This window comes from Halorubrum laminariae (genome assembly GCF_024494655.1).
GTDB lineage: Archaea > Halobacteriota > Halobacteria > Halobacteriales > Haloferacaceae > Halorubrum > Halorubrum laminariae.
The window spans coordinates 1-21,804 of the sequence record NZ_JANHDL010000013.1 but is presented as its reverse complement, the minus strand read 5'-3'; the positions used below and the strand labels follow the sequence as shown (position 1 = coordinate 21,804).

Genomic DNA, 21,804 nt, shown 5'->3' with positions numbered 1-21,804 from the left:
TGGCTGATCGGCCGATCGCGAGACGACGGGACTGAGGTCGACGAACACGGAACGGCGCGTTCGACTGCCCTTCTACGACAGACTCACGAGAGCAGATCGCTCGCGACGCCGGCGAGTTCGGCGGCGTCGACGCCGCGGAGTCGCTCGTCGCCGAGTTTGAGTCGGAGCCGCGGCCGACCGACATCGATCGGAACTTTCTCCGTGTCGATGAGTCCTGCATCTTCGAGTCGCGTCTTCGTGCGTGAGAACGTCGCCTTCGAGGCGATGCCGACGTCTTCGCCCCACTTCGAGATGTCGTAAAGGAGCACGTCGTTTTTCGCGGCCACAAGCAGCGAGGCGGTCACCTCGTCGATGGTATCGGAACCGCCCGCAGCGTCGACCGAGGAGAGGAGTGCGTCGAAGTCGTCACGGGTCGCCTCACCTATCTCGGCGGCCATCGTCTCGCGAACGCGGCTGATAGCCGGCGTTCGGAGATTGTACTCCGCGGCGTCGTCGAAGGCCGCGCGGTTGGTCTCGAACACGTCGGCGACGAACTCGCCGTCGTCGGTCGAGAGCGCTGCGACGCGGTCGTCGGCGCTCACGAGCACGACGACCTTTGAGGGCGACACGAACAGGGCGTTGTCGACCTCGTCGGGGAGCAGGCGGATTCTGAGCACCCCGCCCGCGACGAGATCGGCGGCCGTGGACGCGGCAAGGAAGTCGTCCATCACGTCCGCGAGCGTCCGGTCGTCGGCCAGCATCGACATCGGCGGCAGGTCGTCGCGAGCGGTTGCCGCCTCGATCAGCGATGCGACCGTCTCCGCCGACGGGTCGACGACGATCACCTCCTCGTCGCCCCCGGCGAAGGCGGCGTCGAGGACGTGTTCCACGTCGGCTTCCAATAAATTCGATACCATGAGTGTCTTCTAATAAATGGCACATATATATTTAATATTAACGGGATCGGGGGAGTGAACAACCGGATATAGCGGCTGAACCCAACGAACGTAGCAGATCGACGATGTACACATCGGTTCGGTCGGGTGCGAGTCGTTCGCGGACCGCGCGTGGGTCTCCGGCGGCACGTCGATCCCGAATCGCGTGCGGCCAGATGACATCCAAAGCCGATCTCGTTCGGCGGCGTTACGCAAGGATTAATGCGCGATCGGACCGCCGTTCGTGCATGGACACGGAACACGTCCGGGACGTCGATCCGGCGGTCGCCGACGCGCTGGCCGGCGAGCGCGACAGGCAAGAACAGACCCTCGCGATGATTGCGAGCGAGAACCACGTCAGCGAGGCGGTACTAGAGGCGCAGGGGAGCGTCCTCACCAACAAGTACGCTGAGGGATATCCCGGGTCGCGGTACTACGCCGGCTGCGAGTACGCCGACGATGTCGAGGAGCTAGCGATTGAGCGCGCGACGGAACTCTGGGGGGCCGACCACGTCAACGTTCAGCCGCACTCCGGGACGCAGGCGAATCAGGCCGTCTACTACGCGGTGTTGGAGCCGGGCGACAAGATCCTCTCGCTGGACCTCACCCACGGCGGCCACCTCTCGCACGGCCACCCGGCGAATTTCACCGGGCAGATCTACGACGTCGAGCAGTACGAGGTCGACCCGGAGACCGGGTATATCGACTACGAGGGACTACGCGCCGCCGCGGAGTCATTCAACCCCGACATCATCGTCTCCGGGTACTCCGCGTATCCGCGGACGGTAGAGTGGGACCGCATCCAGACCGCCGCCGACGCAGTCGACGCCTATCACCTCGCCGACATCGCCCATATCACCGGGCTCGTCGCCGCGGGAGTCCACCCGTCGCCGGTCGGGATCGCCGACTTCGTCACCGGATCGACGCACAAGACGATCCGCGCCGGCCGCGGCGGGATCGTGATGTGCGACGAGGAGTTCGCCGACGACATCGACAAGGCCGTCTTCCCCGGCGGGCAGGGCGGGCCGCTCATGCACAACATCGCCGGAAAGGCGGTCGGGTTCAAAGAGGCGCTAGAGCCCGAGTTCGAGACGTACGCGGAGCGAGTCGTCGAGAACGCGACGGTGCTCGCCGAGACGCTGCAAGACCACGGGCTCTCGCTCGTCTCCGGTGGTACCGACAACCACCTCGTGCTCGCCGATCTCCGGGATTCGCACCCGGACCTGCCGGGCGGAGACGCGGAGGACGCGCTTGCCGCTGCGAACATCGTCCTCAACGGGAACACCGTACCGGGGGAGACGCGGTCGCCGTTCAATCCCTCGGGGATCCGCGCCGGAACCGCCGGACTCACCACCCGCGGATTCGACGAGGAAGCGATAGCGGAGGTCGGCGACCTCATCTACCGCGTCGTCGACAACGTCGAGAGCGACGACGTGATCTACGAGGTCGGCGAGCGCGTCGCCGAACTCTGCGAGGAGTACCCGCTGTACGAGTGATCGGCGCATGATCGCCGCGGCGGTACGACCGCTCGCTGCGTAGGCACGGCCGATCGCCGAGTCCCGGGCGAACGCTGTTTCGTCGCCGCCGAGACGGATCCGTACGTACAAAGTAGGGGCAACTCCGACGGAGGCGTATGGACGACCAGTCGTTTCTGGCTCGGCGTCTCGACCGCGCGGCCGCGCCGCTCGCGGTCGGCGACGTCCTCGTGTTGATGGCGATGTTGACCGCCGGAACCCTCAGTCACCGGCCGACCGAGTTCCTCGCGAACGAGCCGACGTACCTGCTCGGCGTCTGGGCACCCTTCCTGATCGGATGGTTCCTCGTTGCACCGCTCGTGGGCGCGTACGCCGCCGGCGCGGTCGAGACGGCGAAGTCGTCGGTGCCGCTCGTCGTGCGCTCGTGGATCCCGGCGGCCGCGGTCGGATTTGTGCTGCGCGCGGTCGTGTTCCGCGGAGGCGTCGCCCCGACGTTCGTGGCGGTGATCCTCGCGATCGGGGCAATCGCGCTCGGCGGCTGGCGCGCGTTGTACTTCCGGGTCCGGTGAGGACGAGAGAGCAAGACTGATTCTGTTCCGTTTTGCGAGGGCTGTCCGATACCGTTCGCTGACCCGTGTCAGCTCTATCGGAGTTCATAAGTTATACATAATATTGATATGAACACGACCAGCGTAATTAGAAACCACGAAAAAGATTTATTAGTCGTTTTCCCGTAGATTGGCGTGAGTATGAGTGGGTACTACGACTACGTCCTCGGATTCATTCCGGCTGCACTGATCGGAGTGACTACCGGCCTCTACCTAGCCGGACTGTCACCGACGGTCGCACTCCCCGGAGGCGCGCTGGCCGCGGGGGCGATCATGGCCCACGCGATGTTCATCCGGACCCCGGTTCCGGGTGCGGGCATCGGCGAGACCGGATCGAAGGGGAACGAGTCGCCGACCGGCGACTCGGACAGCGTGTCGCGTCTTTCCGACGGTACCTCTCCCGGTACGCGACGAGCCTGATAGTTCTCTCCGCACGTACTTCGCGACCACCCAGTGTGTCGAATCGATCCATCCTGTGGGATTTAGTTCTCGGAGGCAGACGGATCGGTCATGACCGACACGCTGTTTCTCACGAGCGACGACGTCGACGACCTCGCGGATCCGGCCGACTACGTCACCGCCGTCCGCGACGGCTATCGGCAGGTCGGCGAGGGAGCGCCCGCGGAGCCGCGAACGCTGCTCGCCAACCGCGACCCGGCCGGCATGTTGACAACGTACGCCGCGATCCTCCCGGAGACGGGCGCGATGGGCGGGTACACCTACTCGGCCGGGTTCGGTGCGCGCGACGCGTGGTTCGTGACGCCGCTTTTCGACGCCGAATCGGGCGAGCCGCTGGCGCTGCTCGACGGGGCGTCGATGAACCCGTTCAAGACCGGCGCGGCCGGTGCCGTCGCCGTCGACGCGCTCGCTCGCGACGACGCGACGGAGATCGCCGTGATCGGCAGCGGCGCGCAGGCCCGGGGCCAGCTCGCGACGACAGCGACGATTCGGGCGTTCGACGCGGTCCGGGTCTTCTCGCCGACGGCCGAAAATCGCGAGGCGTTCGCCGCCGATTTCGACGAGCGCCTCGACGCGTCCGTCTCGGCGGTTGACAGCGCCGCGGAGGCGGTCGCCGGGGCCGACGTGATCGTCACCGCGACGACGGCGAGCGAACCGGTGATCGACGACGCCGACGTGGCCCCCGGCGCGCACGTCACCGCGATGGGCCAGTACGACCCCGAAAAGAACGAGCTCCCGCCGGAGCTCGTCGCCCGCGCCACGTACGTCCCGGACATCCGCGAGCGGGCGACGCAGGACGCCGGCTCCTTCCTCGCGGCGCGGTCGGCCGGATTGATCGACGACGACCACGTCGCGGCCGATCTCGGCGAGGTGATAGCCGACCGACACCCGGGGCGGACGAGCGACGAGGAGGTCACGGTGTTCGATTCGGGCGGGACCGGTATCGAGACCGTCGCGGCCGCACACATGCTCTACGAGCGGGCGAACGAGGCAAGTCGAGGGAAGCAGATCGACTTCGCGCCCGCGAGCGAGGCGCTCACGGGCGAATAGGAACGACCCGATGCGGGGCCCCACGAATCCCCGTATAATGAATAGCCCGAGCCGGATGTAGAGGCACCACGCAGCACGGCGGCCGCTTTTTCGTGCCGAGAACGGTTTCAATCGGCGGGTTCGCAGGGTGCGCCGTCAGGACTCGCGCCACTTGTGGCCGCACTCGACGCAGGTGAACAGCCGGACCTCGTAGGAGCCGCCGGGCTTCGGCATCATCTCGTAGCGGGCTTGGTCGCTGTCGCAGTCGTCCACCGGACAGAGCTCCTCCATCGTCTCGGTGGAGCCTTGGGTCGCGTCGGCCACGGCGGGTGCCCCGTCGTCCCGCTGTCCGTCCTGAGTCGCCATCGCCGCTTCCGCCTGCGAGTCCCGCGGCTCCTCGTTCTCACAGGAGCGACACACCCACGTGTCGCCCTCCGTGTGCATCATCGAACCATACTCGTCACAGAATTTCATGTAGCGTACGAGTACACAGTTGTCAGATATATGTGTTAACTCCCGATCCGACGTGGATGTCAGGAAGAATATGTCCGAAGGGGGAGGTTTCAACGGAGCCGTTCGTTTATGTTGGTGACCGACCAACACCGCCTGTGGATCTGCACGTCCGGTACGAGGGTGACGACGACCCCGACAAGTGCACGGCACGGAAGCTCGCGCGGTTCGACCTCGCGACGCTTCACCGGTCAGACCGCGCGACCCCGTACGGTGTCGTTCTCAACCCGCACGCCGAGCGCGCCCTGTCGCCGGCGGACGCCGAGACTGCCCGTGAGAACGCGCTCGTCGCGCTGGACTGCTCGTGGGAGTCGGCGGGCGAAAAACAGTTCACGATACCGGGCGAGCACCGCGCGCTCCCGTACCTCGTCGCCGGCAATCCCGTGAACTTCGGGCGGCCGATGCGGCTCACCACCGTGGAGGCGTTCGCCGCTGCGCTCGCGATCCTCGGCGAGTACGACCACGCCGAACGGGTCATGGCGAAGTTCACGTGGGGAGAGACGTTTCTCGACCTCAACGAGGAGCCGCTCCGGCGATACGCCGCCTGCGAGGACTCGAACGAAGTCGTCGCGGTCCAACAGGAGTACCTCGACCGCGAGTGACGGTGGTCTCCGACACGACCGTCGGGATCAGCCGATTACAGCCGATACCGGAGAGTATCCGGTGCGAGACAAACCTTTTGCGTCGAATGCCCGTACTAATGGGCGATGGTATCAGAGGGAGACACCGCGCCCGCGTTCACCGCCACAGTGGGGACAAGCGACCACGAACCGTTCGACTTGACCGACCAGCTCGGCGACGGTCCGGTCGTGCTGGCGTTTTTCCCGGGGGCGTTCACGCCGCCGTGTACGAACGAGATGATCGCATTCCAAGAGCGCGCCGACGAGTTCGAGGCCGCCGGCGCGACGCTGTTCGGGATCAGCGCCGACTCGCCGTTCTCGCTCGGGGCGTTCCGCGACGAGCACGGGATCGAGTTCGACCTCGTGAGCGACATGGCTGGCGACGCGATTCGGGCCTACGACCTCGAGATCGACATCGCCGACCTCGGGCTTCACGGCATCGCGAACCGCGCCGTGTTCGTCCTCGATGACGACGGCGAGGTCGTCTATAGTTGGGTCGCCGACGATCCGACAAACGAGCCGGACTACGAGGCCGTCCTCGACGCCGTCAAGTCGGCCTGACGCCGCGATCTGTTCGAGAAGTGTGCAATTTGGGAGTTCCGTGAGCGGAGTAGACGTTGACTGACGGAGTCAGTCAGAAATGCACCGTCCGGGAGTCCCGTGAACGGAGCGAACGGGACAACGGTCGGGGCACGACCGTAGGAGTGCACCGTCCGGGAATTGAACCCGGGCTATTAGCTTGGGAAGCTAATGTCCTACCACTGGACCAACGGTGCGCACTCTGCGATATCCGACCGCGCCACTTCAACGTAGCGTTTCCGACGGCCGGACGGGGTCCTCCGGACAGGCGATCGCTGGTGCACCCGCAGACGGCTCACCGGCTCACACGCTCACTCGTCGGCGGCCGTCGGCATCGACGGCGGTCGACGCTTGTGCGCGGTCGCACGGTGTTGCGCGAGCAGGTCTGCGACTGTCGCCACGTCCACGTCGTCCGTCGACGCGAGGCGGTCGACGATCGCGTCGGGATCGAGGCCGCGGTCGACGCCGAGCCGGAGGACGCGGTCGATCGTCTCGTACGGTGCACCTAAGTCCTCCTCGTCTCGCTGGCCGGGCAGAAAGCCCGCCGTCGGCGGCTTCTCGACGACGAACTGCGGCACGTCGATCTCCGCGGCGAGCGCCCGAACGTCCGTCTTGTACAGGTGTCCGAGCGGAAGGAGATCTGCCCCGCCGTCGCCGTACTTCGTGAGGTATCCGAGCAGCCGCTCGCTCCGGTTGCTCGTCCCGCAGACGAGCCGACCAGTCGCGTTCGCGGCGAGATAGGTCATCGTCATCCGAAGCCGCGCGACTGCGTTGCCTGATCGAACCGGTTCGTCGTGGAGGTCGAACCGCTCCGGTGCGACCGAACCGAACTGCGCGAACAGCGGCTGGAGGTGGACCGTGTCGTGCTGGATTCCGAGTGCGTCCGCGAGCGCCTCGGCGTCTCTCGCGTGCGGTGCGCCGAGCTTGTTGCACGGGAGGGTCAGCCCGTACACCCGATCGGAGCCGAGCGCTTCGACGGAAAGCGCTGCCGTCACGGTGGAGTCGAGCCCGCCGCTCATGGCGACGACGACGCCGTCGGCGTCCGCGTCCTCCACCGTCCGCTCGATGAACGCACACGCGCGCTCCCGCTCGGCCCCCGGATCGAGCGCGTCGAGAGACGCGTCCGCGTCGGCGGACCGTCGCTCCGTCTGCGATTCGTCGTCGTCCGTGTCCGGTGTCGTCGAGACGCGCGTCCCGATCGCCGCTCGGTCGGCGAGCGCGTCCGATTCGAACACCGACGACCCGCGATCATCCATCGGTTCGATCTCCTGAAGAGTTCGCGATCCGATCGGTCGACGCGATCCGGCGACGACGCGGTTCCGGACAGACAGTGATTCGATCGGTCATAGTCGTGTCGCGGTTTTCGGTGAACGAATAAATATCCATTCCCCATAGTATTTAAGGAATACTTCGACTACTGTAGTGTTTGTTCAGTAATATCGGAATAATACTTATGTTCTCATTTGAAAATATATGAACGTGGACGGTTGAAGTACACTATTCTCGCGGACGAACGACGTGGTGTGCGAGTCCGAGACGGATTCGCGCGGCCATCACGGAGCGTCGGCCTTTTGAGCGCCCGACCCGTTTTATAGGTCAATGACGGAAGCGGACCGCGGTACGCGTCGCCGGCTCGGGGCGATCGTGCTCGCGGTGCTGGTCTCGCAGGTGCTGTTGTATCCGGGCGTCCCCGACCTCGTGGTCGCGCTAGGCGCTCCCGCCGGGATCGACGCCGGAATGTGGTTCCTCGTCGCGGAGTTCGGTGCATTCGTGTCGTTCGCGGTCGTGTGGGGGGCCGCGAGCGACGCCCTCGGCCGTCGACTCCCGCTCGTCGTCGTCGGAGCGCTGGGGGGTGCAGCCGCCTACGTGGCGCTCGCGGTGCTCCCCGTACTCGGGTTCGGATTCAACGCGGTCCTCGTCATCCGCGTGGTCGGCGGGGCGCTCACCATCGGCGCGTTCTCGCTCGCGATCACCGCGCTGATGGACCTGCGCGGCGGGAACGGTCGTAACATGGGGACCGCGGGGCTCGCGATCGGGCTCGGCGCGGCGATCGGCTCCGTCGTCGGCGGCGCACTCGCCGACGTGAACACGTTCTATCCGGTGTACGCCGGTGCGGCGGTGCTGGCGGCCGCAGCGGCCATCGCGACGACCGTGAACGACCGGACGGTCGAAATCAGCAGCGAGGGGGGCGGCAGCGGAGGCGCAGGCGACGGCACGGGTGGAGAGGGCGGAAACGAGGGCGAGACGACCGTCGGTTTCCGCGACGTGCTCGATCGGACGCGCGCGACGCCCGGGCTTCTGGTCCCGCTCGCGTTCGGCTTCGTCGACCGGCTCACCGCGGGCTTCTTCGCGCTGGTTGGAGTGTACTACTTCCAAGACCCGACGACGTTCGGCCTCTCGGCCGCGGGTGCCGGCGCGACGCTCGCCCTGTTTTTCGTCCCGTTCGCGCTGCTTCAGGCTCCGTTCGGCTCGCTGTCCGATCGGATCGGCCGGTTCCTCCCGGTCGTCGTGGGGTCGCTCGCGTACGGCGTCGTCACGATCGGCGTCGGCGTCGCACCGACTTATCCGGTGGCAGCCGCGTTGATGGTGCTCGTTGGCGTCTGTGGCGCGTTCATGGCACCAGCCACGATGGCGCTCGTCACCGACCTCGTCGAACCCGAGGCCCGAGGGGCGGCGATGGGGCTGTTCAACGTGTTCGGGTCGTTCGGCTTTCTCACGGGCTTTCTCGTCGGTGGCACCACTACGGACCTGTTCGGCTACACCCCCGCGTTCCTCGCCGTCGGCGGACTCGAACTCGCCATCGCGATCGCCCTGCTTCCAGCGGTGAAAGCGATCGCGCCGGGCGAGGGGATCGGCGGACTCTCAGTGACCGACCGATCGCTCTCGGAGTGAACGAGGCGGACGATGCGAACGAGGCGGACGATGCGGACGAGGCGGACGATGCGGCGGCGCTGGCGACGCGACGGCGTCATCGACATCGGGACGCGGGTAGTCGGTCAGTCGAGCCCCGTGCGGCCTACCGAGTGCGGACCGCCAATTCGAGCCTTTTTACCGCACCCGCGCCATCGGTACGGACGACAGATGGACCTCTTGGTCGTCGGCGCGGGCGAGATCGGTCGCTGGATCGCCGACACGCTCGCGGCCGACGAATCGCCCGTCGACGCGACCGTCGCGTTCGCCGACCGCGATCCCGACGTGGCCGCCGACGCGGCAGCCGCGCGCGACGCCGAGGTGGTTCCGGTCGACGGCGACACGACCCACGACGCGGTGTGCCTCGCGGTGCCGATGTCAGTGGTTCCCGCTGCTGTCGAAGCGTACGCGCCGCGCGCGGAGCGGGCGATAGTGGACGTGTCCGGTGAAATGATCGACGCGGTCGCGGCGATGCGCGAGCACGCGCCGACGCTGGAACGCGCGAGCTACCACCCGCTTTTCGCCCCGCCGCGCGTCCCCGGAAACGTCGCGGTCGTGACCGACGCTGGCGGCCCCGACGTCGACGGGATCTCGGCCGCGATCGAGGCGGGCGGCAACGAGGTGTTCGAGACGACGCCCGCGGAACACGACGAGGCGATGGAGACGGTGCAGGCCGGAGCGCACGCGGCCGTGCTGGCGTGGCGGCTCGCGGGAGACGACGTACGGGAGGAGTTCCACACGCCCGTCTCGGCCGCGCTCGACGAGGTCGCAGACACGGTAACCGAGGGCGCGCCCGAGGTGTACGCCGAGATCCAGCGCGCGTTCGACGGGGCCGACGACGTGGCCGCGGCAGCCCGCGAGATTGCCGACGCAGACGAGGAGGAGTTCGCGTCGCTGTACGAGGCCGCCCGCGGCGACCGCGACGGCCGACAGCGACACGAGTGAGGTCGCGGGAGCGCGAGAGGGAAAAACTGGAGGACCGACAGAAGTGACGCGACCGAGGTGACTGCGGAACGGAGACGACACACATGATATACCGAGAGGCAGTCCGGAACAACGCGAACTACCTGCGAAACGTCAGACCGATCGACCCCGAGGAGATCGCGGAGTACATCGAGGGGACACCGCACCCGGCAGTCGTTCGCGAGACGCTCCGCGAAGAGGCGTTCGACCTCCGGCTGCGCGAGCGCGACGACGGGGCCTTCGAGCCCGTGGAGGCGGGACCGATTCCGGAACGGGGCTGGTCGCCGACCGAGCTTCCGGACGCGTACTCGTTCGCGCTCGAAGACCTCCTCGTCGACGAGTTCGGCGCGAATTGGCACCGCGGCGAGTCCGGCGACCAACTCCGTGAGACCGTCCGGCGGCTGAAGGCGGATTACCTCTACGAGAACGACGTGGCCTACGACCGGGTCGCGGCGCTCGGCTACGCGGCGTATCACCTGCCGGCGTACTACGCGACGGTCGGCTACGTGCTCGACGACCTCGTGGAGAACGGGCTGCTAGACCGGACGCTTCGCGTCCTCGACGTGGGAGCCGGAGTCGGTGGCCCGGCGCTCGGACTCCACGAGTACCTGCCCGACGACGCCGTCGTGGACTATCACGCGGTGGAGCCGAGCGCGGCCGCAGACGTGCTCGACCGCCTCCTCGCGGAGACCGACCAGAACTTCCGAACGACGATCCACCGGACGACCGCAGAGGCGTTCCTCGGGCTAAAAGCCTCCGAGCCCGCCGGTGATCCGGACGACAGCTCCACCGGCGGGGACTACGACATCGTGTTGTTCGGCAACGTCCTCTCGGAGCTCGACGACGCGGTCGCCGTCGTCGAGGGCGCGCTCGACCGACTCACAGCCGCCGGGAGCGTCGTCGCGTTCGCGCCCGCCGACCGCAACACGGCGATGGGGCTCCGGGAGGTCGAACGCGCGGTCGCCACGCCCGAACGCGGCGTCGAGACGTACTCGCCGACGATCCGGCTGTGGCCCGACCGGACACCCACAGACGGGGGATGGTCGTTCGACGTCGCGCCCGACCTCGACGTGCCACCATTTCAGCGTCGGCTCGACGAGGCGGCGTCGCGCGAGGCGGGCGACGAGCCCGGCGAGTTCGTCAACACCGACGTGCAGTTCGCGTACGCGATCCTCCGGCCCGACGGCACCCGCCGGGTCGACGTGCGCGCGAGCGGGGAGCGGTGCGCGCCCATGGGCGACTCGGAATCGCACGTCACGGACCGCGTGAACCTGCTGGCGGTGAAGCTCAGCCACGACCTCAGCGACGGCGGTAACGCGCTCTATCTCGTCGGCGACGGCTCGCAGACGGTCGACCACTACCTCGTGTGCACCCGAGAGACAACCTTGAACCGCGACCTCCGTGAGGCCGACTACGGCGCGGTCGTCTTCGTCGAGAACGGACTGGTCCTCTGGAACGACGACGAGGGCGCGTACAACGTCGTCGTCGACGACGAGACGGTCGTCGATCTGGTCGCGCCGTAGGCGGCGTCGCGAACTGCGGCCGGACTGCCGTGGTGCAAGTCCGCGATTCCGGTCACAGTCCCCCTGTCGCCGAACCGCCCGGACCGACCTCGTCTCGGACGACGAAGTAGAGGATCCAGACGATCAGGCCGCCGAAGAACGCGCCGACCGCCCACGCGAGTGCGTGGCTGCTGTCACGGCGCTTCGCGTCCCGATAGATGAGCGCGGACACGGCTATCGCCGCGAGGGCCAGAAGTACGGGGAACACAAGCAGGATGAACAGTTCCGGACCGACGGGAAGTTGGAGGGGAACGGACATAACGCGTCGTCCTACCGTAACGAGACTGAAAAAGATATCTCACTTCGCACCGACCGGTTCGATCAGTTCCGGCGCGTCGACAGCGGGCGAATTCACCCGCGTCGACACCGGATGCGCAGTCAGATCGTCGTCGGGATACGGAGCTAACAGGTCGGCGGCCTCGTCGGCGGTGCCGTGAAGCCATGTCTCCTCGTCGCTCGGATCGAGGATCACCGCCATTCGGTGGTGGAGATCGGCGACGAGGTCGTTCGGATCGGTCGTGACGATCGTGAAGGTCTCGACGGTGTCTGATTCACCGCCGTCTGCGGGGGTGTCGTCGGTCTCGCCGCCGCCGAACGCGTCGAGTCCGGTCTGCGTCGTCTCCGGCTCGGGCGGTTCCCACCGCTCGTAGAGTCCGGCCATCGCGAACGGCCGGCCGTCGTCGAAGGCGACGCGATACGGCGTCGACTCGGAGCCGGAGCCGCCGGAATTCCCGGCCGTACCGGAGCTGTCGGCCCACTCGTAGAACCCGTCGGCGGGGATGAGACACCGCCGGCGCTCGAAGGCGTCGGCGAAGCTCCGCTTCTCGCGGACGGTCTCCCCGCGGGCGTTTATCAGGTCGAACGACTCGTTGGCCCAGTGCGGGGTGAGCCCCCACTCCATCCGAGTCGCGGTCGTCGGGTCCGTGTCAGTGATCACTGGGAGCGACTGACCGGGCGCACAGTTGTAGCTCGGCTCGTAGCCGCCGAAACCGGCGTCGAACCGCGCTTCGAGGTCGGCGGCGGGCGCGAAGAGGGTGTAGCGGCCGCACATGTTGTCTTGGCGTTCGCGCGGCGGCTATGTAAATTGCGAAGCGGCCGAAGCGGTCGAAGCGGTCGAAGCGGCCGAAGCGGTGCGGCCAGCCGGACGGCACGGGGTAGTCGGCTCAAGGCAGTCGGCCGAGCGTCGACCTCGGACCTCCCCAGCCTCGGCGACCCCTCGCGTCCGCGTGTGCGCGGACGCTCGGCGGCGCGCCGACTGGTGACGGCCGAGTTCCGTCGCTCTCGGTTATCCGTCGCCGTCGCGCTCTCGCCGTCGGCTTTTTACCGGCGCATCGCCGCGGTCGAGTATGCGCATCGAGAACAGTTTCATCCCGGTCGAGGGGGTCGGCGAGACGACGGAGCGCCGGCTCTGGCGGTCGGGCGTCACGACGTGGGGGGACTTCGAACCCGGCGTTGACGTTTCCGGGGTCGGAACCGCGACTGCGGACCGGATCGGGTCGTTCATCGCCGAGGCGCTGGAGCGGCTCGACGACGGCGACGCCGCCTACTTCGACCGGGCGTTTCCGAGCCAAGAGCGCTGGCGTCTCTACGAGAACTTCCGCTCGAAGACGTGTTTCTTCGACATCGAGACGACGGGGCTCGACGAGCACCGCGATCGGGTGACGACGGTGAGCTTCCACCGCGACGGCGAGACGACGACCCTCGTCGCCGGCGAGGACCTCACCGCCGAGGCGGTCGCGGCGCAGTTCCGCGACGCCAGCCTGCTCGCGACGTTCAACGGTGCCCGCTTCGACGTACCGTTCTTGGAGACCTCCCTCGACATCGAAGTCGACACGCCGCATCTCGACCTCATGTATCCGGCGAAGCGGATCGGCCTCTCTGGGGGGCTGAAACCGATCGAGAAGCAGTTGGGTATCGAGCGAGACCGCCCGGATATCTCCGGTCGCGACGCGGTCCGACTGTGGCGCGAGTACGAGCGCGGCGACGCGGACGCGCTCGACACGCTCGTGTCGTACAACCGCGAGGACGCCGAGAACCTGCGCGCGCTCGCCGACGTGGTCTGTGCGTCGCTCCACGAGGACGTCTTCGTCGACGAGCCCGCGGAGCGGTGAGGACGTGAACGGTCGACGGAGCAGTCCGCGTCAGGCGTCGTCGGCGTCGCCGTCGCCGGACGATTCCTGCGCCGCCTCGACGCGGTCGGCCGTCGACTCCAGCGCGTCGGCGAGCGTCCGCGCCTGCGCCGGCGAGAGGTCGAACTCGTCGGCGTGCGGGGCGAGCGCGTCGACTTCCGTCCCGTCCAACTCGATCTGGAGCGTCACGTGCTCCGGGTCCTCGCGCGGGGCCGTGACGTTCACGACGCCGAGCGCGTCCGTCTCGAACTCGTGGCCGCGGGCCCGGCCGTCGACCAGGTCGAGGGTGGTGTACGCGTTCACCCGGAGCAGCCGGTTCGACATCGTCAGTCGTCCGCCGGCGCGGGCGGCGAGGCGTCGAACGAGTCGTCCTCGGCGTACGGGTACCACGTCCGCTTCGTGTTGTGCATCATCGGGTCCTCGTAGTCGGTCTCTTCGGGTTCGACGAACGCGTCGAGTTCGTCCTCGTCGTGGCGGGCGACGAATGCCCGGAACGACTCGCCCTCGTCGCGCTCGGCGGCGAAGTTCTCGATCAGGTTCGCGATCGCACCCGGGACCTCGTCGGCCGGGACGCGCTGGGTCACCCACCGGGCGAACTGCGGCTCCGCGCCGAGGCCGCCGCCGAGTCCGACGTCGAGCGCCTCCACGGGCTCGCCGTCCTTGCGCGTCTTCATGCCGCGCAGGCTCACGTCGGCGATCTGCGGCTGCGCGCAGGAGGCCGTACAGCCCGACAGGTGGATGTGGAACTGGTCGACGCCGTCGGGCAGGTCGACGTTCTCCTTGAGCCACCGGGCGTACCGGACCTGACGATTCTTCGTCTCGACGATCGACAGCGAACAGAACTCGGTGCCGGTACACGCGACGGAGCCGCGCATGAACGGCGACGGCGACGGCGAGTAGTGCTCTAAGATGGGCTCGTCGCGCAGGTCGTCGAGTTTGTCGTCCGGCACGTCGGTCACGATCACGTTCTGGCGCTGAGAGAGGCGCACCTCTCCGGAGCCGTACTCCTCGGCGACATCGGCGAGTTCGAGGACGTCTTCGGCACCCATCCGCCCGACCAAGACGTTCAGGCCGACGAAGTTGGTGCCGTCCTTCTGGTCGTGGACGCCGATGAGGTCGTTGCGTTCGCCCCCGCCCGTGTTGTACGTGTACTCCTCGCGAACGTCGCGACCGGCGGTGTGGAGGTCGAAGTCGACGTACTCCTCTCGGAGGGTCTCTCGGACCTTGTCGGCACCCCACTCGTCAACGAGGAACTTGATCCGGGCGTTGTAGCGGTCCTCTCGGTCGCCGTTGTCACGGAACAGCGCGGAGAGCCCGCCGGCCACGTCGGAGACGCGCTCCGGGGACACCCAGACGTCGATGTCTCGCGCGAGCCGCGGCTCGTTGCGCGAGAGCCCGCCGCCGACGCGGACGTTGAAGCCGACGACATCCTCGCCGTCGACCTCCTTGTACGCGGGCTCGAAGGCGAGGTCGTTGATGTCGCCCTGTCCCGAGCCGTCGGCGGAGCCCGTCACCGACACCTTCCACTTGCGCGGGAGGTTCGAGTGATCGTCGTTCCCCTTGAACGTCTCGTTGAGTTCGCGGATCACCGGCCACGCGTCGATAACTTCCTGGGCGTCTTTCCCGGCAACGGGGTTACCGACGATGTTTCGCCACGAGTCGCCACAGGCCTGCTGGGTCGAGAGTCCGTTTTCTTCCATCTTCTCGAAGATGGCGGGCACGTCGGAGAGTTCGATCCAGTGCAGCTGGATCGATTGCCGGGTGGTGAAGTCGGCGTACGCGTCGCCGAAGATCGGGTTCGTTCCCGGGCCGCGAGCGTACTCGTCGGCGATCTCGCCCACGACGCGGAGCTGACCCGGTTCGAGCACGCCGTTCGGCGTCCCGATCCGCATCATGAAGTACCCCTCCTGTCCGTTTCGCTGGTGGTACAGACCCCACCACTTGAACCGCTCGAACCACGCGTCCTTCTCGTCGTCCGGGATCGAGTCGAACCCCTGCTCGGCAAACTCAAATAGGTGGTCTCGGATCTCGTTCCCGTAGACCTCTGATTTCCAGTTCTCGACGTCCGTTGGCATCGTGAACCTTCATATACACTCCCATCACATAGGCTGCGGCGTCGAGTCAACCTTCCCCGGTACTGGTTTGAAGCGGCAAATATTACGAGTTCGTCTCGGGGCGCGGGTGTCTGACCACCGAACGGTCGATCTCGGTGAAGGAGCCGTCGAGAATCCGTCCGACGGGTATCCAGCCCGTCGTGCCGGACGCACCGCAGGCGATACACTGTCCGTAGACGCGGACCTCGACCGTCGACCCGTCGACACCGACGGTCTGGAAGTTCTCGACGATCAGATCGGTGAGATCGCAGGCACAGAATTCGTCGGAATCGAGCCGCCACAGCTCGCTGACGCGCACTTCTCGGTAGTTGTCGACGGAGATCCACGCCCCGTCATCGAGGACTCGCAGGCGGGTTGTCACAGTCGGTAGTAGGGCCGGAACCCCCAATGCGTGTCGATGCGTGCAAACCGACGGCGTTTCGGTGACGCTCCCGAGTGCACGAACCACCGGACTGAGTGGCGATCGATCGTCATGGCATCGTCACGAGTACCGGACACTGGTTCCGGTATCCCCGAGTAAAGGTGTGAATTACTCCTGAAGAGGCCCTTATGACCCCGTATCCCATAGGATATGTTGATGACCGATCCGATCAGCGGACCAGAAGCACCCTCCGCCGTTCCGAATGGAGCGGAGCACAGAGAACACGTGTCTGCGGACGTCGCGCCGGAACTGTTCGAACGCGGAGTGACGGGAGATAACCAATGACGGCCCACACCGAACCGCCGACGGCCGACGACGCCTCCGACGAATCGAAGTCGTCTGAGGGCGACGCGAGTCACCTCGACGATCTGGAAGACGGCGCGGGCTGCACGGAGATCTGGGAGAAGCTCTCGGAAGGACGCGAGTAGACCCGCCTCGGGGTCACGCCCCGAGGCACTCGCCTTGCTCATCTGTAGACGCACCCCAGACTGCGGACCCGAAGTACGCTACGACAGATGCGCCGCGATGTCCGCCTCCGTGATGATCCCGACCGTCTCGCCGCCATCTGTGACCATCACGGCCTTGTAGTGATCTAGCAGGTTCCGAACCTCGTCGACCGTCGCACCCAGCGCGACGGTGGGAAACGACTCGCTCATCACCTCGCTGACCGGGTGATCGCCGACGTTGTCGCCGGCGTGGATCACGTCGCCCTGACTGATCGAGCCGACAGGCACTCCATTCTGGAGAACCGGCAGCTGTGAGTACGCCTCCGCCTCCATCAGTTCGACCGCTTCGCGCACCGCGTCGTCGGGCGCGACGCTGATGACCGTTTCGTTCATGAGGTCGCTGGCGCGGACGACCTCGCCCTCGGCCGCGTGCAGCGCGTTGACGATCCGGCGCAGCGTCGAGAGCCGCGGATCGACGTCGCCGCCCTCGATCCGTGCGATGAGGGGCTGTGAGACCTCGGCCGCGTCGGCGAGTTCGCTCTGGGTCAACTCAAGTTCCGTTCGGCGCTCGCGGAGGTCCTGTGGCGTCGGGAGTTCCATACCAGTAGATTACTACGGGTTATTAGAAAAGGTTTCGGCGGCGTCTGATATCGCAACGAGACGACGAAAGTCGTCGTTCGGTGAGGGGAGAATCGCTGTTCGTCCGGTAGAACTACTACTATCGATCGTGTACGATACCATGTCATGGTATCACTAGACAGGCTACGAGCGTTGTACGCCGACATGGTCACGGCGCGTCACTACGAGGAGCGCCTCCAAGAGGAGTACCTAGAGGGGAAACAGCCGGCATTCGACATTTCGGCGGGCCCGATCCCCGGCGAACTCCACCTCGCGGCGGGTCAGGAGGCGGCGGCCGTCGGCGTCTGTCACCACCTCCGAGCCGACGACACCGTGACCGCGCCGCACCGACCGCACCACGTCGCCATCGCGAAGGGGGTCGATCTGAATCGGATGACCGCCGAGATATTCGGTCGGAAGACAGGTCTCGGCAAAGGGAAGGGCGGACACATGCACCTGTTCGATCCCGACGTGAACTTCGCCTGTAGCGGGATCATCGCCGAGGGGTGTCCGCCGGCGGCGGGGGCGGCGCTGGCTGCGAAAAAGCGCAACACCGACTCCGTCGCCGTCGCGTTCCTCGGTGAGGGCGCGATCGATCAGGGGGCGTTCCTCGAATCGCTGAACTTCGCGAGCGTGCACGACCTGCCGGTCGTGTTCGTCGTCGAGGACAACGACTGGGCGATCAGTATGCCGAAAGAGCGCGTCACCGACGTGGAGAACGGCTCGGACAGGGCGGCCGGGTTCGACATGCCCGGCGTTCGCGTCGACAACGACGACGCCGTCGCCGTCTACGAGGCGGCCGGCGAGGCGATCGGTCGCGCGCGCGACCAGAACGGGCCGACGCTCTTGGAGGTGCAAGTCCACCGCCGAATGGGACACTTCATGGGCGATCCGCAGACGTACCGCCCCGACGACGACGAGGAGGCGGCGCTCGCGCGCGACTCGATCGATAGGCTGGAATCACGGCTCGCCGACCACGGCCTCGGCGACGACGACCTCGCGGCGCTCCGCGACGACGCGGAGGCGCGGGTCGAGGAGGCGATCGCGTGGGCGAAAGAGCAGCCGAAGCCCGACCCCGAGGACGCCTACGACGACGTGTTCGTCAACCCGCCCTCGGGCGTGACGGCGGAAGAGCCCGACTTCGAACTCGCCGAGGTGACGACCGATGAGTGACGCGGACGACGTGATCGATCGGGAACTGACGATGAGCCGGGCGATGGTGGAGTCGATCGCTCACGAGATGCGCGAAAACGACGAGGTGTTCTACATGGGCGAAGACGTCGCCGACTACGGCGGTATCTTCGACAGCACGCAGGGGCTCCTCGAGGAGTTCGGTCGCGACCGGATCATGGACGTGCCGATCAGCGAGACGGCGTATCTGGGGGCTGCCGTGGGTGCCGCTCAAGAGGGGATGCGGCCCATCGCGGAGCTGATGTTTGTCGACTTCTTCGGCGTCGCGATGGATCAGATCTACAACCAACTCGCGAAAAACACCTACATGAGCGGCGGGAACGTGAACGTCCCCCTCGTCCTCACGGCCGCCGTTGGCGGAACATACAATGACGCCGCACAGCACTCACAGACGCTGTACGGTACGTTCGCGCACATTCCCGGACTGAAGATCGTAGTTCCGTCCACCGCCTACGACGCGAAGGGGCTGATGCACAACGCGATCCGCGACGACGATCCGGTGATGTACCTCTTCCACAAGCGACTGATGGGTATCGGCTGGATGCCGGCACCAGACGGGCCGAAGACGCCGGTCCCGGAGACGGACTACACGATTCCGTTCGGGTCGGCGGATGTCAAACGCGAGGGGGCAGACGCCACGGTCGTCACGCTCGGCCTTCACGTCCACCGCGCGCTCGACGCGGCGGAGTCGCTCGCGGCCAACGGTATCGACGTGGAGGTCGTCGACCTTCGCACGCTCGTTCCGCTCGACACGGAGACGATCGTCGAGTCCGTCCGAAAGACCGGCCGGCTCGTCGTCGTCGACGAGGACTACCGATCGTTCGGCGTGACCGGCGAGATCATCGCGAGCGTCGCCGATAGCGACCTCGACGCGCTCGACGCCGTCGACCGAGTGGCCGTCCCCGACGTGCCGATCCCGTACGCCCGCCCGATGGAGAACGAAGTTATCCCGGACGCCGCGGACATCGAAGACAGCGTCCGCGAGGTCGTATCAGCAGAATGAGCGAGCGATACTTGGCCGATGGCGGGTCCGGAATGCGGGTCGCGATTCGCGCGACCGGCGACTGGGAGAACGACGTCGACGAAACCGAGGGGATCCTCATCGACTGGTTCGCCCGCGAAGGCCGGTCTGTCGCAGCTGGCGACACCGTCTGTGAGATACAAGTCGAGAAGGTGAGCGTCGACATCCACGCGCCCGTGGCGGGAACGCTCGACGAGGTCGTCGTGGGCGAAGACGAGGCGTTCGAGATCGGTGACACGCTGGGGTGGATCCGAACGGAGTGAGCACGGAACCCGCCCGAGCCTGTACGAACCCGGTTGGGTACGCCCTCGAATTCGATCGACGGGGCTGAGGGGTTATTTAACTCCGGACCGCACAGTCGCGGGTATGCGTATCGCGCTCATCGCCCACGACGAACTGAAAGACGACATGGTCGCGTTCGTCACCGCCCACGCCGACGCGCTCGGCGAGTGCAAACTGGTGACGACGGGGACGACGGGAAAGCGGATCGCAGACGAGACCGGGCTCGCGGTGAATCGACAGGCTTCGGGCCCCTACGGCGGGGATCTCCAGATCGGCGGACAGATCGCGGACGGCGCTATCGACGGCGTCGTCTTCCTCCGCGACCCGCTCACCGCACAGGCACACGAGCCGGACATCTCGGCGCTTCTGCGGGTGTGCGACGTGAAGGACGTCCCGCTGGCGACGAACGTCGCCTCCGCCGAACTCCTCGTTGACGGGCTCCTCGGCGACGACTGAGCGCCTTCGACAGATGATCATCTCAATCGAGTATCACAACTGATACGCTGCCCGGCGGTGTTTTACCGGCGGCCGTCGTATAATCCCGCAATGAAGCGCCGGAACCGGGTTCGCGTCGTGCTCGTGGTCGCGCTGCTCCTCATGGCAACGGTCGCCGCGAGCGGCGCGGCTCCCACGGAGTCGGCGTCGGAATCGGGTACATCGGCGGAGATGACGGGATCAGCCGCCGCTCCAGCGACCGCGGCCGCTCTCACCGACGACAGTCCGGCACAGGCGACTGACGGTGGAAGTGGCGGAAGCGGCGGAGTTCCCGACGAACCCGGCGGTAGCTCGGTCGAGCCGATGACGGCGTGTTTCACCGGTGACGGCTACCCCATCTCGATCGGCGAGACGGGTGCGGCGCTGGACGCGCTCGTTCACCTCTCCGTGCTGACGGATCCCGAGGTCGGCAACGAGTTCGGCATCGAAGCGGCCGGCACGCTGGCGGACGACTCCATCGTGACGCTCGCGGCCGGTGTTAGACTTACGGCGCGGGAGGCGATCACGGGCGGGGTCGATCCGTTCGCGGCGTTCGATATCCTGTACGCCTACGAGCTCCGGTTGCCGATGTTCGGCGGATCGATCGACGAGACGGAGTACAGCGACAGCGGCTCCCCCTTCCGGTCGAGCGCGGGCGTCGTTCCGTGCTGACGCGCGTCGCCGCCGCGATCGGTCGCGTGTGGCGACCCGATCACTCGGCGGGATCGCGAGGCGTCGCTCCGCGAATGATTCGAAGCAGATCCCGGCGAGCGTCCGCCGCGTCGCGATCGGGCGGATACGCACCGTCGTCGAGCGGGTATGCACCGCCCGCGAGAAGATATCCGTCCGCGGACCACACGGCGAGGAGCGCCTCGACGGGGACCGGATCGGCTAGACCGCTGTCAGTCGAAGCGTCTGCCCCGTCGGGATTCGCACACTGTCCCCGGAACGTCGAGAGCGTGGCCCGCGAGGCGGTCGGATCGTCGAGCGCGATCTCGCGGTCGCCGCGGTGCTCGACCGCGCCGATATCGCGCTCGGCGAGGCGGTCGCGAAAGCCGCGTTTCGCCTGCCGTTGCACGAGTCGCGTGAGCGCCGCGTTCGGAGCCGTCTCCGGACGAATGTGGAGGCGACTGGTGAAGACGAAGGGGCGTGGTTCCGGTCCGTTGCGCTCGTACCGGACTGTGTGCGCCTCGACTGAGACCGGTCCGGAATCGAACGGTCGCTCCGTCGTCTCGTCGACGCGTCGCCAGCTGTCGAGGTGTGCGCGAGGCAGCGACGGCGGACGCATACCTGCTCGTTGCGGTGCGTACACGTAAAACGACGTGTCGAATCGACGGCGGTCGGTGTGGCTCATACTATCGGACAAAAATATTTATACATAGAGCTATTATCGTCGGTATGGTCACGCCGACCACGGTTTCGCCAGAAGATCTCCGCGATGTCCTCGCAGAAATCGAGGGGAAGAAGCCGACACAGCGG

26 protein-coding genes and 1 tRNA gene are annotated in these 21,804 nt (G+C 66.7%); 16 read left to right on the top strand and 11 right to left on the bottom strand.

Translation table 11 applies throughout. From position 1 onward, the window contains the following. Positions 1-83: 83 nt before the first annotated feature. On the bottom strand, positions 84-896 hold the full coding sequence (gene tbsP, locus NO887_RS15755; protein WP_256419162.1) for a transcriptional regulator TbsP: 813 nt from the start codon (positions 894-896) through the stop codon (positions 84-86). A gap of 266 nt (positions 897-1,162) precedes the next feature. On the opposite strand from tbsP, the gene glyA reads away from it, so the two are divergent. The 4 genes from glyA to NO887_RS15735 all read left to right on the top strand — a co-directional run bounded on the left by glyA (position 1,163) and on the right by NO887_RS15735 (position 4,506). Then, complete coding sequence (glyA, locus tag NO887_RS15750) at positions 1,163-2,410, top strand: serine hydroxymethyltransferase (protein WP_256419161.1); 1,248 nt, start codon at positions 1,163-1,165, stop codon at positions 2,408-2,410. 137 nt (positions 2,411-2,547) lie between these two features. Next, positions 2,548-2,958 (top strand): DUF3054 domain-containing protein, encoded by a 411-nt coding sequence (locus tag NO887_RS15745; protein WP_256419160.1) that lies wholly within the window; start codon positions 2,548-2,550, stop codon positions 2,956-2,958. 180 nt (positions 2,959-3,138) lie between these two features. Continuing rightward, entirely contained in the window at positions 3,139-3,417 is a 279-nt protein-coding gene (locus NO887_RS15740) for a DUF8015 family protein (protein ID WP_256419159.1), read from the top strand. 90 nt (positions 3,418-3,507) lie between these two features. Beyond that, on the top strand, positions 3,508-4,506 hold the full coding sequence (locus NO887_RS15735) for an ornithine cyclodeaminase family protein (protein ID WP_256419158.1): 999 nt from the start codon (positions 3,508-3,510) through the stop codon (positions 4,504-4,506). A gap of 135 nt (positions 4,507-4,641) precedes the next feature. On the opposite strand, the gene NO887_RS15730 is transcribed toward NO887_RS15735, so the two are convergent. Continuing rightward, on the bottom strand, positions 4,642-4,959 hold the full coding sequence (locus tag NO887_RS15730; protein WP_256419157.1) for an RPA12/RPB9/RPC11 RNA polymerase family protein: 318 nt from the start codon (positions 4,957-4,959) through the stop codon (positions 4,642-4,644). Positions 4,960-5,093: 134 nt separating this feature from the next. Between NO887_RS15730 and NO887_RS15725 the strand changes: the two genes are divergently transcribed. Next, entirely contained in the window at positions 5,094-5,597 is a 504-nt protein-coding gene (locus NO887_RS15725) for a DUF367 family protein (protein WP_256419156.1), read from the top strand. A 105-nt stretch (positions 5,598-5,702) separates the two neighbouring features. Next, positions 5,703-6,176, top strand: a complete 474-nt coding sequence (locus NO887_RS15720; protein WP_256419155.1) for a redoxin domain-containing protein — start codon at positions 5,703-5,705, stop codon at positions 6,174-6,176. A 144-nt stretch (positions 6,177-6,320) separates the two neighbouring features. Here the strand turns inward: NO887_RS15720 and NO887_RS15715 are convergent. Together NO887_RS15715 and NO887_RS15710 are read right to left on the bottom strand one after the other, a co-directional pair. Beyond that, positions 6,321-6,391, bottom strand: a tRNA-Gly gene (locus NO887_RS15715). Positions 6,392-6,505: 114 nt separating this feature from the next. Further along, positions 6,506-7,450 carry an NAD+ synthase gene (locus tag NO887_RS15710; protein ID WP_256419154.1) on the bottom strand — a complete coding sequence of 315 codons (945 nt, stop codon included), beginning with the start codon at positions 7,448-7,450 and terminating at the stop codon, positions 6,506-6,508. Positions 7,451-7,793: 343 nt separating this feature from the next. On the opposite strand from NO887_RS15710, the gene NO887_RS15705 reads away from it, so the two are divergent. The 3 genes from NO887_RS15705 to NO887_RS15695 all read left to right on the top strand — a co-directional run bounded on the left by NO887_RS15705 (position 7,794) and on the right by NO887_RS15695 (position 11,590). Next, positions 7,794-9,086 carry an MFS transporter gene (locus NO887_RS15705; RefSeq protein ID WP_256419153.1) on the top strand — a complete coding sequence of 431 codons (1,293 nt, stop codon included), beginning with the start codon at positions 7,794-7,796 and terminating at the stop codon, positions 9,084-9,086. Between the two features lie 189 nt (positions 9,087-9,275). Beyond that, positions 9,276-10,049, top strand: a complete 774-nt coding sequence (locus tag NO887_RS15700) for an NAD(P)-binding domain-containing protein (RefSeq protein WP_256419152.1) — start codon at positions 9,276-9,278, stop codon at positions 10,047-10,049. Between the two features lie 83 nt (positions 10,050-10,132). After that, entirely contained in the window at positions 10,133-11,590 is a 1,458-nt protein-coding gene (locus NO887_RS15695; RefSeq protein WP_256419151.1) for a small ribosomal subunit Rsm22 family protein, read from the top strand. Between the two features lie 52 nt (positions 11,591-11,642). Here the strand turns inward: NO887_RS15695 and NO887_RS15690 are convergent, their stop codons facing one another. Further along, positions 11,643-11,888, bottom strand: a complete 246-nt coding sequence (locus tag NO887_RS15690; RefSeq protein WP_256419150.1) for a hypothetical protein — start codon at positions 11,886-11,888, stop codon at positions 11,643-11,645. 39 nt (positions 11,889-11,927) lie between these two features. Continuing rightward, a complete protein-coding gene (locus tag NO887_RS15685) occupies positions 11,928-12,680 on the bottom strand; it encodes an SOS response-associated peptidase (RefSeq protein ID WP_256419149.1) in 753 nt (250 codons plus the stop codon). A gap of 295 nt (positions 12,681-12,975) precedes the next feature. Between NO887_RS15685 and NO887_RS15680 the strand changes: the two genes are divergently transcribed. Then, the gene (locus tag NO887_RS15680) at positions 12,976-13,740 is read left to right on the top strand and encodes a ribonuclease H-like domain-containing protein (protein ID WP_256419148.1); all 765 of its coding nucleotides are present in this window, start codon (positions 12,976-12,978) and stop codon (positions 13,738-13,740) included. Between the two features lie 30 nt (positions 13,741-13,770). Here the strand turns inward: NO887_RS15680 and NO887_RS15675 are convergent, their stop codons facing one another. The 3 genes from NO887_RS15675 to NO887_RS15665 all read right to left on the bottom strand — a co-directional run bounded on the left by NO887_RS15675 (position 13,771) and on the right by NO887_RS15665 (position 16,233). Beyond that, positions 13,771-14,082 (bottom strand): DUF6360 family protein, encoded by a 312-nt coding sequence (locus NO887_RS15675; RefSeq protein WP_256419147.1) that lies wholly within the window; start codon positions 14,080-14,082, stop codon positions 13,771-13,773. A 2-nt stretch (positions 14,083-14,084) separates the two neighbouring features. Next, entirely contained in the window at positions 14,085-15,833 is a 1,749-nt protein-coding gene (locus tag NO887_RS15670; protein WP_256419146.1) for a nitrite/sulfite reductase, read from the bottom strand. 82 nt (positions 15,834-15,915) lie between these two features. Continuing rightward, on the bottom strand, positions 15,916-16,233 hold the full coding sequence (locus NO887_RS15665) for a DUF8134 family protein (protein WP_256419145.1): 318 nt from the start codon (positions 16,231-16,233) through the stop codon (positions 15,916-15,918). A gap of 341 nt (positions 16,234-16,574) precedes the next feature. Between NO887_RS15665 and NO887_RS15660 the strand changes: the two genes are divergently transcribed. Then, the gene (locus tag NO887_RS15660) at positions 16,575-16,721 is read left to right on the top strand and encodes a hypothetical protein (RefSeq protein ID WP_256419144.1); all 147 of its coding nucleotides are present in this window, start codon (positions 16,575-16,577) and stop codon (positions 16,719-16,721) included. 78 nt (positions 16,722-16,799) lie between these two features. On the opposite strand, the gene NO887_RS15655 is transcribed toward NO887_RS15660, so the two are convergent. Continuing rightward, on the bottom strand, positions 16,800-17,339 hold the full coding sequence (locus tag NO887_RS15655; RefSeq protein ID WP_256419143.1) for a CBS domain-containing protein: 540 nt from the start codon (positions 17,337-17,339) through the stop codon (positions 16,800-16,802). 144 nt (positions 17,340-17,483) lie between these two features. On the opposite strand from NO887_RS15655, the gene NO887_RS15650 reads away from it, so the two are divergent. The 5 genes from NO887_RS15650 to NO887_RS15630 all read left to right on the top strand — a co-directional run bounded on the left by NO887_RS15650 (position 17,484) and on the right by NO887_RS15630 (position 20,997). Beyond that, the gene (locus NO887_RS15650; protein ID WP_256419142.1) at positions 17,484-18,530 is read left to right on the top strand and encodes a thiamine pyrophosphate-dependent dehydrogenase E1 component subunit alpha; all 1,047 of its coding nucleotides are present in this window, start codon (positions 17,484-17,486) and stop codon (positions 18,528-18,530) included. Next, the gene (locus NO887_RS15645; protein ID WP_256419141.1) at positions 18,523-19,551 is read left to right on the top strand and encodes an alpha-ketoacid dehydrogenase subunit beta; all 1,029 of its coding nucleotides are present in this window, start codon (positions 18,523-18,525) and stop codon (positions 19,549-19,551) included. Before NO887_RS15650 ends, NO887_RS15645 begins: the two co-directional genes overlap by 8 nt. Beyond that, a complete protein-coding gene (locus NO887_RS15640) occupies positions 19,548-19,832 on the top strand; it encodes a lipoyl domain-containing protein (RefSeq protein ID WP_256419140.1) in 285 nt (94 codons plus the stop codon). Before NO887_RS15645 ends, NO887_RS15640 begins: the two co-directional genes overlap by 4 nt. A 103-nt stretch (positions 19,833-19,935) precedes the next feature. After that, a complete protein-coding gene (locus tag NO887_RS15635; RefSeq protein WP_256419139.1) occupies positions 19,936-20,307 on the top strand; it encodes a methylglyoxal synthase in 372 nt (123 codons plus the stop codon). A gap of 90 nt (positions 20,308-20,397) precedes the next feature. Then, the gene (locus tag NO887_RS15630) at positions 20,398-20,997 is read left to right on the top strand and encodes a DUF7332 family protein (RefSeq protein ID WP_256419138.1); all 600 of its coding nucleotides are present in this window, start codon (positions 20,398-20,400) and stop codon (positions 20,995-20,997) included. A gap of 40 nt (positions 20,998-21,037) precedes the next feature. Here the strand turns inward: NO887_RS15630 and NO887_RS15625 are convergent, their stop codons facing one another. Continuing rightward, on the bottom strand, positions 21,038-21,613 hold the full coding sequence (locus NO887_RS15625) for a DUF6517 family protein (RefSeq protein ID WP_256419230.1): 576 nt from the start codon (positions 21,611-21,613) through the stop codon (positions 21,038-21,040). Between the last annotated feature and the right edge of the window lie 191 nt (positions 21,614-21,804).